Here is a 13,079-nt window from a genome sequence, read left to right as displayed (position 1 = left end):
CTAATAACACTTTATTATGTGACTTTACTACAATTCATATTACCTTCAATCCTTATTCTTTTAATCCACTACAGAAAGAACGCTATAAAATGCGGGCTTAGGTTGAAGCTGCCCATCGAAGAGACGATGATATTCCGGATTATTATTATTTCGGTAGAAAAGATATTCATCCATAATGGCAAAGAAAGTAACGTTCGTAATATTGGCCGGTCCTCCGCCATCCGTATCCATTTCAATTAGCATTTTAAATAATTCCTCATAACGATCTGCCTGTATCCGAAAGGATTGGCTTGATTTATCTTGACTGCGTATTGTAAGCTCTGTGATATGAATCTCTAATCCTAAGTCCGAGAATTTTGAAAGGGCTGATCTAACATTATCAACTCCGCTGTTAATTTCCGGATAAACTAGGTCCATGTATCCTTGCATACCCAGGCCATCTACGAGACCTTTTTGTTTTAGATCAAAAACCAGATCATAGATACTTTGTGTCTTCGCTTCTTGAAATGAGTTATAATCATTATAGAATAGTTTTACCTTAGGATCTGCATATTTTCTTGCGTATTCAAAAGCTTTTACTACATAATCCACACCGATTACCTTATACCAGAGATTTTCTCCGCTATGATAGTTGGTACGTATTTCATAACCACTTTCCAGTTCATATGCCCCTTCGTTGTTTTCGACTGCCTCATTTACAACATCCCAGCAATATATAACGCCCGGATACTGCGTTTGTGTAAATTCCAATACCTGTTTTATGTAATTTTCCATGCGCATTAGCATGGTTTCTTTCTCTACATATTTGCCACTACTTTCATAGCCTTCACGAAAAAACCAGTCCGGTGCCTGTTCGTGCCACACAAGTACATGGCCTCTCATTTTAATATTGTTTTCCTTAGCAAACTCCATGCCATCAATAATACTTGAAAAATTCACAGCAGGAGTCTCTATTCCGGAATTATAATTACGCATGCTGGCTCTTTGATCCAGTAAGTACATAGGCTTCATTAAATTACTAAAGGTAGTACTATTAAAATGGTACTTCATAATCTCCGCCATTGCATCGGATGCAACGGTACTGTTGGAAGGATGGCTACCATTAATTGCGACTCCCATGGTAAAATATCCGGCATAAGCATCCTTAAGACTGGTGCCTGTGGTGGCTTTAGTAATATCATATCCGTCGACCACCAATTTATCACCACTTGAAATAATTGTCTGCTCATTGTTATGTTCATTTTTTTGCTCCTTACCTGTGGCTGCTTGCTCATTTGACTGGGAAGCCTCGTTGGAATTCAATGAAATCTCACCGATTGGCAACATAGGTGCGTTTGCTTTATTATCCTTTTTGCTACACCCTATCAATATCATTACAATAAGAGCAAATAAAAATATTGATATTACCCTTTTACCTATTCCTATACGTTTCATGCTATGTCTCCTTATCTCATATCACCATAGTATTTAATGATTTATGCTTCCTAAAAACCAACAACCGGATGAAGTCATATTGACTCTACTATCAATCCTATTATAGCATAGACATAAAAAAGCATGGTCTCATACATTAACAAAAAACAGTGAAATAACTATTAAATTCCGTCAAAAACAAACTGAAAGCACTCTCACTTTGCCTTCGTGTAAATAAAAGGATATGCCCCGAAAGTATAATTAACTTGAATTTTCTTTCAGGGCATATCTTTATAATTTACTGACTAAAATAGCAAATCGGATTTTTTCTTAAGCAGTTTCGCTCCGTTGACAATCATAAAAATACCGGATAATAAACCTGCAATTATTAATACAATACCCAATACCAGATTCCATACACCAACTGATTTCATAGTGTGATAAATCTTCTCCATCATAAATATTTCCTCCTTTTGAATATGATTTATTCATGAACGCCATATTGCTGATAATATGCATCTATAGCAGCCTTTAAGGTATCATCTATAATAATATTACCCTGATAAGGCTTATTATATAAATGTTCCACCACTTCCTGCATGGTTACAATAGCAGTCGTTTTAATTCCATAGGTTTCTTCAATTTCAGAAAGAGCACTCTTCTTACCCTGCCCTCTTTCCATACGGTCGACCGACACGATTAATCCTAGGACATTCACTTCTCCCTGTGCCTGTAAGATTGGCATGGTTTCACCGATGGAAGTTCCGGCCGTTGTAACATCTTCAATAATAATAATTCTATCTCCGTTACTAATCGGTGATCCAAGTAATATTCCGGTATCACCATGATCCTTTACTTCTTTTCGGTTGGAACAATACTTCACATCCTTTTGAAACAACTCACTGATTGCCATGGATGTAGCAACACTTAAGGGTATGCCCTTATAAGCGGGACCAAACAATAAATCAAATTCTAAACCATATTTGCTTTGAATTGCTTTCGCGTAATATTCTCCCAATCTACGAAGCTGACCTCCCGTACGATAAAAACCGGTATTCACAAAGAAAGGGGTTTTTCTGCCGCTTTTGGTGGTAAAATCACCGAATTTCAACACCTTACTGTCTACCATGAATTCAATAAATTCTTTTTTGTACTGTTCCATAAGTTTCCTCCTGCTAAGTCTATTGTATCATAAATTATTGAATAATTAAATCGCTGTAGAAAATTATAGTATCCACTTTCATATAAAAATCATTAATGTATTAGTTTCGTTCCTTTGATGAAGCATTGAATAAGAATTACATTAATATAGTTTCAGCTAATTCCATTACATTTATATATATTCATATCCTCGTTATCATGACTGAAAAATACTCTTATTTTACACATCCTATCAACTCATTAATATCCGGGATATTATGATTCTTCATATATTCTTCTATCCCCTCTATTACGGTGGCAGTCGCATTCGGATTTATAAAGTTGGCGGTTCCGACGGCTACCATACTGGCTCCTGCCATAATAAATTCCAAGGCATCCTCAGCATTCATGATACCACCCATTCCGATAATCGGTATTTGCACAGCATTGGCTACCTGATATACCATCCGCACGGCAATCGGTTTAATGGCAGGCCCGGATAGACCTCCGGTTTTATTAGCCAGTAAAAATGCTCTGCGATTAATGTCTATCTTCATTCCGGTCAGGGTATTGATTAAGGAAAGTGCATCCGCTCCTGCTGCTTCAGCTGCTCTTGCCATTTCTGTGATATCTGTGACATTGGGACTCAGCTTCATAATGATTGGCTGCTTTGCTCTTTTCTTCAACTGCGCCGTAATTGCTTCCACACATTTCGGATCCTGTCCAAATGCAATTCCGCCTTCTTTTACATTGGGACAGGATATATTAATTTCCAACAGATCCACATCACAATCTGCCAGGCGTTCAACCACCTCACAATAATCTTCTGTGGTTTTTCCAACTACATTAACAATAATCTTCGTATCATATTTTCTAAGAAACGGTATATCACGGTTAATAAATACATTCATCCCGGGATTTTGAAGTCCGATTGCATTGAGCATGCCACCATAGGTTTCAGCAACCCTTGGTGTCGGATTACCTGCCCATGCCACATTGGAAACTCCTTTCGTCGTTACGGCTCCCAGCCTGGAGAGATCGAAATATTCACTGTATTCAATTCCCGAACCAAACGTCCCGGAAGCAGTTGTTACCGGGTTTTTGAAGGTTACTCCGGCTAATTTTACACTTGTATTCATAGCTCCACCTCGCTGGCATAAAATACAGGTCCATCCTTACAGATTCGCTTATTATTCACATTACTGTGGTGGTCTGTTTCTTTTGTTTTGCATACACATCCCAAGCATGCTCCGATACCGCATGCCATCCGCTCCTCTAAAGACAATTGCGCCTTAACTCCATTCTTTAAAGCAAATTCCTTAATACCACTTAACATCGGTGTCGGTCCACAGGCATAGATGATATCAGCCGTAAGAGAGTTAGCAAGTATCGCATTCAATACATTACCTTTCGTCCCTACGCTGCCATCCTCCGTAGCTACATATACCTTACCGTAGGTTTCAAATTCTTTATTAAGAAAAGTTATATCACGATAACCTAACACAATATGTTTTTCACAGTTTAACTGTTTGGAAAGCTCCAACATGGGAGGGATTCCAATCCCGCCTCCGATTAAAATTGCCTTCTTTCCTTCTTCTAAGGTAAATCCGTTACCCAAAGGTCCCATTACCTCAACCGTATTGTTTTTTATTAATTTTGAAAATTCCTTCGTACCATTCCCCACAACCCGGTAAACCAGTCGTAATCTTAAATTGTCCCTATCAACTTCACAAATACTGATGGGTCGTGGAAGTAAATAGCTTTTATCATTACAAAATAAAGATACAAATTGTCCGGGCTTTGCACTTTGTGCCATATTACCGGCATCAATCCACATACTGAATACACCCTGAGCAATTTCTGTGTTCTCGGTAATCAAGACTCTTTTTTTATCCGCAGATGCCATATATATTCTCCTATGCTTAACCTTACTTCACTTATCTTCCAATTAATCCTGTACATTATATCCTAAATCTTCTATCACCACAAGGTATAATATCATAAATTCCGGTAAAATTAACCCTTCCTGAACTGAAAAGCCAAATTTCCACCTAAACCACTTTTGCGTGATATTCATTCATTGATACAATTTAACCTTCTATAATCTTTACATGAACTTTGCGAATTCTTGGACCGTCAAACTCCATAAAATAAATCCCTTGCCAGGTACCAAGCAACAATCTTCCATCCTCTATGATTATCGTATCTGAGAAGCCAATCATACTGGCCTTGATATGGGCAGCTGAATTGCCCTCCCTATGATGATATCCGTCCGATAACGGAACCAACTTGTTAATTTCCATCATAAAATCCCGCACAACGTCCGGATCAGCGTTTTCATTTATCGTTACGGCCGCTGTGGTATGAGGTACATACACCACGCATAACCCCTGTTTTACGTTGCTTTTCTTTACTATACCTGCTATCTCATTGGTAATATCTATCATAGCAGTATGTTGATCGGTTTTAACCCCAAAGGTGTAAACTTCACTCATTTTCTATCCGACTTCCTTCCATAGTAATATCGTTTGTCATTTTCTTGTACTTTATTTTCCATAACTTGTTATTTATTATATACAAGGCAGTTTTAAATTACAAGATAATATCTTGTCTTTTATTATATAGGCAGGGATGAAATATTTTTTGCTTTGTTGCAGATAATAGAATTAAAATGTAAAAACATATGGGAGATAATGCTTATGATACCAAAAAGAACAATTCCTAAGGATAGGTGTATTGACAACACCTGCAAGCTTTTAATGGAAGGTTATTTATTCATTCCAAATCGTTGTCGAAGATATAAAACCGATTTGTTCCAGACCCGCCTGATGGGGCAAAAAGTAATCTGTTTGAGCGGGGAAGATGCTGCAGAAATATTTTACAACAATCATTTATTTACTCGAAAAGGAGCCATACCAAAGAGAATTCAAAAAACCCTCTTTGGCAAAAAAGCAATTCAGACTATGGATGGGCCTGACCACAAACATCGCAAAAGTATGTTCCTTTCTATGATGACTCCGAATAGGATGGACAGACTTGTAAAAATAACAGAGAAGCAATGGTTAAAAAGTGCGAAACAATGGGAACGGAAAGACCGAATTATTCTGTTTAACGAGGCGGGAAAAATATTATGCCGCTCTGCCTGTCAGTGGGCGGGAGTTCCAATCAGAAAATCTGAAGTAACGCAGCGGGCAAAGGATTTTTCTGCAATGATTGATGCTTTCGGTGCTGTGGGTCCTAGGCATTGGAAAGGAAGGTGTGCCCGTAACAGATGTGAAAAATGGATGAAACAGATAATCAAGGATACCCGCTGCGAAAAAATCTACGTTCCTGAGGGTACTGCTTTACATGATATTGCATTTTATAGGGATGCAAAAGGAAAATTACTTCGCCCTAAGATTGCCGGAATAGAGATTATCAATGTATTAAGACCGATTACTGCAATAGCGACTTATATTACCTTTGGTGCTGTAGCGATGCATACAAACCCGGAGTGTGAGAAAAAAATACAATATGATGAAGATAATTATACGCATATGTTCGCACAGGAGGTCCGCCGTTATTACCCCTTTGGTCCTTTTCTTGGTGCAAGGGTAAGAAATGATTTCCTCTATAACCATCAGCTCTTTCGAAAGGGAACCCTTGTATTCTTAGATCTTTATGGAACGGATCACGATGCCCGTATATGGTATCAGCCTAATCATTTCTGGCCGGAACGTTTCAAATATCGTAAGGGAAGTCCTTATGATTTCATACCTCAGGGAGGCGGAAATTATGATACCGGCCACCGATGCCCCGGAGAGTGGATTACCACCATGCTCATCAAGGTTAGTATGAGCTTTCTGGCAAATCATCTAAAATATAAGGTTCCTCTACAGGATTTGGGCTATAGCTTGCGAAGGATGCCTACCTTGCCAAAAAGTAAATTTATTATGCAGAAGATTAAACTAGTATAGCTTGGGCCCTTGACGAACACAATCCTGTTATGTTATATTTACCAACAAATGACTTGTGAAACTCTGCAGGTAAATTCGTTTTGAAAGGATATGCATATGGAAAAAAATAACCCACTCGTAACAATTGAAATGCAAAACGGTGATATCATTAAACTAGAATTATATCCTGATATTGCACCGAATACAGTGAACAATTTTATCTCTCTGACTCGAAAAGGCTTCTATGACGGACTGAAATTTCACAGAGTAATCCGCGGCTTCATGATCCAGGGCGGTGACCCTGAAGGTTCAGGTATGGGCGGACCCGGTTATTCAATTAAAGGTGAATTCTCCTATAATCAGTTTGAGAATAATGTTAAGCATACAGCGGGCGTTATCTCTATGGCAAGGTCACAACGTCCTAATTCCGCAGGTTCCCAGTTCTTTATCATGCATAAAGATTCCCCTCATCTGGATGGTTCTTATGCTGCTTTTGGTAAAGTAATAGAAGGTCTTGATAATGTCAATAAAATTGCTGAGACGAAGACGGATTTTTCTGATGCCCCTTTGGAACCTCAGATTATGAAAAAAGTAACCGTAGAGACTTTTGGAGTAGATTATCCGGAACCGGAGACTTGCTAATTTCTTAGTATTACTTCCGAAATATCTATGATAACAATATTGTCATGGAAACTTTCGCACAAAAAATACACAGGAACATTAGTAAAAATAATGAAATAGCATTAATGCAAGTAATAAAAACTAATGAAATAATATTACTCTAAGATTTAACAAAAAGCAAAATATAATAGTAATAATAAACTAGGATAAAAAATGGATGCTTTTAAAGCAGGCCTGAACATAATCAGGTATCAGCTCAAAAGCATCCTATTCTTTTACTTAGAGGCCATCCATGCTTTTCTTAAATCCTCTCTCATATCTATGACTGCCTGTCGGGAAGCATCGGCATAGCCTTCTTCACCAAACTTTTCATAACCTTTTTGCTTATAAGCAGCTATAATTCCCCTGGAGGAATTTATTATAGCACCTAAGCCATCCTTATTAAAGTAGTGTACCAGATCCTCTGCTTTTCCACCCTGTGCTCCGTAACCAGGAACCAATATATAAGTTCTCGGCATAAGCTTACGTAATATTTTTCCCATCTCCGGATAGGTTGCACCAACGACAGCTCCAATATAGCTATAAGAGGATCCCATATGAAGCTCACCCCATTCAGCTACCTTTTTACCTACCAACTCATAAAGTGGTTTTTCATCAATTAGTTGATCCTGAAACTCACCACTGGAAGGATTCGAGGTTTTTACCAGAATAAATAACCCTTTTTCCTCCTCCTTACATACATCAATGAAAGGATGTATTCCATCAGAACCAAGATATGGATTAACAGTGATAAAGTCCTCGTCGAAACCGCGGTATTCCTTTCCTCCGATCATAACCTTACCAAGATGTCCGGTTGCATAAGCCTCGGAGGTAGAACCGATATCTCCCCGCTTTACATCACCGATTACGACTAAACCTTTTTCTTTACTGTAATCCACTGTCCGCTTAAAAGCACTCATACCCTCCAAGCCGAACTGCTCATACATGGCAATCTGTGGTTTCACAGCCGGAACCAGATCATAGGTGGCATCGATGATACCCTTATTATATTGCCAGATTGCTTCTGCTACGCCTTCCAGGTTCTCACCTTTTTCATCGTATGCTTTCTTAAGAATATGCTTCGGCATATAGGAAAGCATCGGATCCAAACCCACAACGATCGGCGCTTCCATCTGTTCAATTTTTTCAACTAATCTGTTAATCATCTTATTTCCTCCGGTATTCTTATTCTTTATAAAATGAGTGATGAATCACCCTATTAAAGTACCTAATAATACAAACTTTCGCCCAGTTAACCAAACTATAAATTCTTAGAATAAAATCCACATTATATTAGTCACCGTTCATCCGGTTTTTTTTCTCTATAGAAACTATAATTTTAATAGTTTTTCTCATTCATTTGCTTGTTTACGAATTTCTACTTTTTTGATACACCACTTTTCCTGCCACAAAGGTATAGAGAATTTGTCCAATCACCTTACTTTCATGAAAAGGTGTATTCTTACCCTTCGAATAAAAGCTATTTTTATCAATTGTATACTCTATATCAAAATCAGCAATAACCAGATCAGCCACACATCCTTCACTAATACTTCCTCTATCTATGCCAAGTATCTTTGCTGGGTTTACGCTGAGTTTTTCAACTAATTGTACCGGTGTCAGATAACCGGTTTTTACAAGATGAGTTACGGATAAGGAAAAAGCAGTCTCCAGTCCCACAATGCCAAAGGGTGCTTCTGCCATGGATTTTGATTTTTCCTCCTCAGAATGGGGGGCATGATCTGTTGCAATTACATCGATAATACCATCCCTAAGTCCTTCTTTTAATGCTTCTACATCATCGGCCGAACGTAGTGGAGGGTTCATCTTATAATCGGAATCATCGGATGGAATATCCTCATCAGTTAAAGCAAAATGATGGGGGCATACCTCTCCGGTTACTTTAATACCTTCCTCTTTGGCAAGAGAAATCATTTTCACACTATCCCTTGTGGAACAATGACATAAATGAAGCCTTACACCGGTTTCCTTAGCAAGCAGAATATCTCTGGCAACAATGATATCCTCAACTGCATTACTAATCCCGGCAAGGCCTAGTAGAGATGCTTTTTTACCTGCATTCATAACCCCGCTCTTAACCAAACTTTTATCTTCACAATGAGCAAATACCGGAAGCTTGTTACCGGCAGCCAATTTCATTCCTTCTGCATAAAGAGCCGTATCCATCACGGATTTACCATCTTCGCTGACTGCAACTGCTCCTGCCTCAAAAAGCTCCTGCATATTCGTAAGCTCTAAACCCTCCTGCCCTAAGGTTATGGCACCAATGGGAAGAACATTAACCACTGCCTCCTGCTTGGCTCTATCAAGGATCCAGCGAATCACCTCAGATGAATCCGTGGCCGGTTTTGTGTTTGGCATAGGACAGATGGTGGTAAATCCTCCGGCAGCCGCTGCCATAGAGCCGGTCTTTATGGTTTCCTTATACTCATAACCCGGTTCCCTCAGATGCACATGCAGATCAATAAATCCGGGCATGATGGTTTTACCGGATGCATCTATAATGGTAGCAGATTTTTCAGGTATTATATTGCTATCAATCCTTTTAATGCGATCCCCTTCGATTAATATATCAAATATGCCTTCACGTTTCGCTTTTGGATCGATGATATACCCGTTCTTAATTAAAGTGAGCAAAAGACTACCTCCTTATCATATTTACCTATGTAATAAACTTCTCATAATATCCCTTTGTAGGTTAATAGGTATGCTAATTATCCTTCAAACTTTTCAAAATCCTCCAGGACCTTCTTGCTAAGATAATGTTCAAATTCCTCTCGGTGAATAAATCGGTAATCTGTTAATTCCTCGGAAAGCGTTATACTGTCAATTGTAGTTAAACATAGATAACTGATACCTATGTTATAGACATCTCCGGTCATAAAGGTCCAGGTATATAATATCTTATCAATCACAACCGAAAGTCCTGTCTGATCATAGATGTGGCGTAAGACCGCCTTATCCGGACTTTCTTTAAATTCTATGTGTCCATCAATAAATTCCCATTGATAGGGCTCTGATATCCGATCGTCGTACCATTTTTTTACCACAAGGTATTTATCCTCATATTTTACGATACCCTTTACCAGTATTCGATATTTATTCATCGTATCTTCCCCTTAAGGATTTTTCAGTGCGTCCTTATTATAGACCTATACTGATCCTATTCCTGCTTCTCTAGTCCTGCAAGATAATTTATAAATTGCTGTGCCGTACGCCCGGACATTCCACCATGGGATAACTCCCATTGATTAGCCTTTGATAAGAGTTCTTCCTCCGATAAAGTGATATTGCCATGTTTTTGGGCCAAGAATTTGACTATTTCCTGATACTCCTTTTTACCGGGAGCAGAAAAATTAATCGTTATACCAAATCGAGCAACCAAGGAAAGCTTCTCCTGTACCGTATCTGAACGGTGAATTTCTTCTGTTTTCTCCATATCAGAACGGTCATTCCATACCTCTCGTATCAGATGTCTGCGGTTTGAGGTGGCATAGACTAATACATTATCCGGTTTTATCTCGAGTCCGCCTTCAATAACAGCTTTTAGATATTTATATTCTATTTCAAACTCTTCAAAGGATAGATCATCCATATATATAATAAATTTATAATTTCTATTCTTAATCTGAGAAATTATGGTGGACAATTCTTCAAATTGGTGCTTATAGATTTCTATCATCCTTAGTCCCTTAGGATAATATTCATTTAATATGGCCTTTACCATAGTGGATTTACCGGTTCCACTGTCACCAAACAAGAGAACATTATTCGCCATCTTCCCTTCCACAAAAGCTTTGGTGTTATCTATAAGTTTTTTCTTCTGAATCTCATATCCTGCCAAATCAGAGAGCCTTACCTCCTGGGTATTGGTAATGGGATAAATGATTGTACGGTTATGGTCTTTCTTGATCCGAAATGCTTTATTCAAACCAAACTTTCCTACTCCATAATCCCTGTAAAAATCAGTTACTATTTGAAATATCTCATCTTCGTCCTTGGCATTTTCTATTTTATAACTCAGCATCCTAACCTTATCGCTGACATTTTTATTATATCTGTTGCTGTTTTTATCAATTGCCTTATAATTGGTTATTACGGAGAAGCAATTAATCCCAAGCCCTTTCTCTAAAGGTTCAAAATCGTAATCAAAGAGCTGTTTGAATATTTTGAAATCACTTTTCGCAAATTGATTCACCGTGCCTTCCTTAGCACCAACCTTTTCACAGGTTATACTAAACGGGTTTTCACTGGTTGCTAACACATAACTAAGGTAATCATGCCAGAGATTATGATTAAAACCATAATTAGTTGCTAAATCCAGGAGTTCATTTATTATGGTATAGATTTTAGAAATTATCTCTTCTTTTATTATGGTGAAATCTTTATGATTATTAAGGTATTGCTCGGATTCCTTTAATGCCTCTGATAGCCTAAGTAACAGACAATCCTCACCAATGTTTTTATAAACAACTAATTTTGATAATAACCGATACATATCTGTCCTTCTTCCTATAAATCTTCCAACCCTACCAGCCGAACTCTATCCATACCCTGAACCAAGCTCTTTAGCTCATTACTAAAGCCTGTTTTGGAAAAGAGATAACAGATATCTTCTTTTAGTCCCGCTTCCTTAGATAGGCTGAGTAACTTTTCATAATCAACGATATCCATATTCCGATTTTCCCATAGACACTTACCGATTAATGTATTGCCGTTTTGCTCTTTCGCGATAATATCAATGGTACCGTTTTTTCCATACCAGCGATCCCACCATAGATAATTGCCGGATAATCTCTGGTGTTGATTCATTAATTTAAGAAATTCTGTACAAACATCCGCAAAATATTCGCCCAGATAATCGGTTAAATTAGGTTCGATCTTTTCCCGATAAACCTCTTCTCCTTGTCCCAAAAGCAGTCTTGACATATTAGGGAATACAAATCGATACCAAAAACCAAGGAAATGATCTGTAATGCGGTATAAGCCTTTTTTTGCATTTTCCCTGCCTTCATCCCCCAGAGGAACCAATTTTTCAACAACATCCAGCTGTATTAAATTCTTAAGATATACGATGATTTTAGCCCTGGAATAACCGGTCACTGCATGAAGATCATTAAGCTTTCGATTACCCTCAGCTAATGCGGCAAGAATGGTATTATACACCGCAGGTTCCCTTAATTCCTGCTTAAGAAATTGCCAAGGTTCGGTGAACAATCTGCTATCTTTATTTAAAAATATCTCAATAATGTTGTTCTTAACAGAACGGCTCTCCTGCCATTCGTTTAAATACTCAGGTACTCCGCCTAATATGGCATTAATATAGATACAATTTTCAACAGAGGATTTGGGGAATCTGTTCACAAAATCCACAAAGGTAAATTCCTTCAGCTTTAAATAGGCTGTAATAAACGTCGCGAAGTTTCCCATGCTTCCCACCATTTCATTCTCAACCCATCTGGTGGAGGAGCTGCAAAGCAACAACATAAATGGGGTGTTTTGGTCAAAGAGCTTAATAAATGCTTCTAAAACCTCAGGATTATTACGCCAGATAAGATGAAATTCATCCAATACAATAATTGCCTTTTGATTTTGTCTTCGTAGCATGGACAGGAACAGATGATGATAATCTAAAATTAAGCCATCCATCGATAATGAACCCATCCATTGTTGGTTTATACGCTCCAACTGCATCTTATTTTCACATTCAACACCAGCATAATAATAAGAAGGCTTTCCTTCCATAAATTCAGTTAATAAGGAGGTCTTACCTATTCCTTTTCTTCCATATAGAATTACTAGGTTACTTTGTAAGGAATCATATTGTTTTTCAAGAAGCTTTAGTTCTGCTGTTCTCTTTACTAACATCCCATCACCCCTGTTAATCTTTCGTTAAGCTACTGGTATTAT

13 protein-coding genes are annotated in these 13,079 nt (G+C 38.1%); 2 read left to right on the top strand and 11 right to left on the bottom strand.

What is annotated here, in order from left to right:
- Positions 1-60 precede the first annotated feature (60 nt).
- The 6 genes from I5677_RS04580 to I5677_RS04555 all read right to left on the bottom strand — a co-directional run bounded on the left by I5677_RS04580 (position 61) and on the right by I5677_RS04555 (position 5,048).
- On the bottom strand, positions 61-1,434 hold the full coding sequence (locus I5677_RS04580) for an endo-1,4-beta-xylanase (RefSeq protein ID WP_197660391.1): 1,374 nt from the start codon (positions 1,432-1,434) through the stop codon (positions 61-63).
- Positions 1,435-1,718: 284 nt separating this feature from the next.
- Positions 1,719-1,871 carry a hypothetical protein gene (locus I5677_RS04575; protein WP_197660390.1) on the bottom strand — a complete coding sequence of 51 codons (153 nt, stop codon included), beginning with the start codon at positions 1,869-1,871 and terminating at the stop codon, positions 1,719-1,721.
- A gap of 26 nt (positions 1,872-1,897) precedes the next feature.
- A complete protein-coding gene (gene pyrE / locus I5677_RS04570) occupies positions 1,898-2,575 on the bottom strand; it encodes an orotate phosphoribosyltransferase (RefSeq protein ID WP_197660389.1) in 678 nt (225 codons plus the stop codon).
- Between the two features lie 214 nt (positions 2,576-2,789).
- The gene (locus I5677_RS04565; RefSeq protein ID WP_197660388.1) at positions 2,790-3,692 is read right to left on the bottom strand and encodes a dihydroorotate dehydrogenase; all 903 of its coding nucleotides are present in this window, start codon (positions 3,690-3,692) and stop codon (positions 2,790-2,792) included.
- Positions 3,689-4,459 (bottom strand): dihydroorotate dehydrogenase electron transfer subunit, encoded by a 771-nt coding sequence (locus I5677_RS04560; protein WP_197660387.1) that lies wholly within the window; start codon positions 4,457-4,459, stop codon positions 3,689-3,691. Before I5677_RS04560 ends, I5677_RS04565 begins: the two co-directional genes overlap by 4 nt.
- 184 nt (positions 4,460-4,643) lie before the next feature.
- Positions 4,644-5,048 carry a secondary thiamine-phosphate synthase enzyme YjbQ gene (locus I5677_RS04555; RefSeq protein WP_197660386.1) on the bottom strand — a complete coding sequence of 135 codons (405 nt, stop codon included), beginning with the start codon at positions 5,046-5,048 and terminating at the stop codon, positions 4,644-4,646.
- A 204-nt stretch (positions 5,049-5,252) separates the two neighbouring features.
- Here I5677_RS04555 and I5677_RS04550 point away from each other — a divergent pair, with 204 nt between their 5' ends.
- Both I5677_RS04550 and I5677_RS04545 read left to right on the top strand, forming a co-directional pair.
- Complete coding sequence (locus I5677_RS04550; RefSeq protein ID WP_197660385.1) at positions 5,253-6,509, top strand: cytochrome P450; 1,257 nt, start codon at positions 5,253-5,255, stop codon at positions 6,507-6,509.
- A gap of 96 nt (positions 6,510-6,605) precedes the next feature.
- A complete protein-coding gene (locus tag I5677_RS04545) occupies positions 6,606-7,130 on the top strand; it encodes a peptidylprolyl isomerase (protein ID WP_197660384.1) in 525 nt (174 codons plus the stop codon).
- Positions 7,131-7,384: 254 nt separating this feature from the next.
- On the opposite strand, the gene pyrF is transcribed toward I5677_RS04545, so the two are convergent.
- From pyrF to I5677_RS04520, 5 genes are all read right to left on the bottom strand, one after another.
- Positions 7,385-8,314: an orotidine-5'-phosphate decarboxylase gene (gene pyrF / locus I5677_RS04540; RefSeq protein ID WP_197660383.1), complete on the bottom strand. Its 930-nt coding sequence runs from the start codon at positions 8,312-8,314 to the stop codon at positions 7,385-7,387.
- 202 nt (positions 8,315-8,516) lie between these two features.
- Positions 8,517-9,806 (bottom strand): dihydroorotase, encoded by a 1,290-nt coding sequence (locus I5677_RS04535; RefSeq protein ID WP_197660382.1) that lies wholly within the window; start codon positions 9,804-9,806, stop codon positions 8,517-8,519.
- Between the two features lie 77 nt (positions 9,807-9,883).
- The gene (locus I5677_RS04530) at positions 9,884-10,276 is read right to left on the bottom strand and encodes an NUDIX domain-containing protein (RefSeq protein WP_197660381.1); all 393 of its coding nucleotides are present in this window, start codon (positions 10,274-10,276) and stop codon (positions 9,884-9,886) included.
- A 56-nt stretch (positions 10,277-10,332) separates the two neighbouring features.
- Complete coding sequence (locus I5677_RS04525) at positions 10,333-11,667, bottom strand: ATP-binding protein (protein ID WP_197660380.1); 1,335 nt, start codon at positions 11,665-11,667, stop codon at positions 10,333-10,335.
- Positions 11,668-11,681: 14 nt separating this feature from the next.
- Positions 11,682-13,037: an ATP-binding protein gene (locus I5677_RS04520; RefSeq protein ID WP_197660379.1), complete on the bottom strand. Its 1,356-nt coding sequence runs from the start codon at positions 13,035-13,037 to the stop codon at positions 11,682-11,684.
- Between the last annotated feature and the right edge of the window lie 42 nt (positions 13,038-13,079).

The sequence above is a fragment of the Mobilitalea sibirica genome, assembly GCF_015999265.1.
GTDB classification, from domain to species: Bacteria; Bacillota; Clostridia; order Lachnospirales; family Lachnospiraceae; genus Mobilitalea; species Mobilitalea sibirica.
Note: the sequence above shows the minus strand (reverse complement) of the source record. Positions and strands in the feature narration are given on the sequence as shown.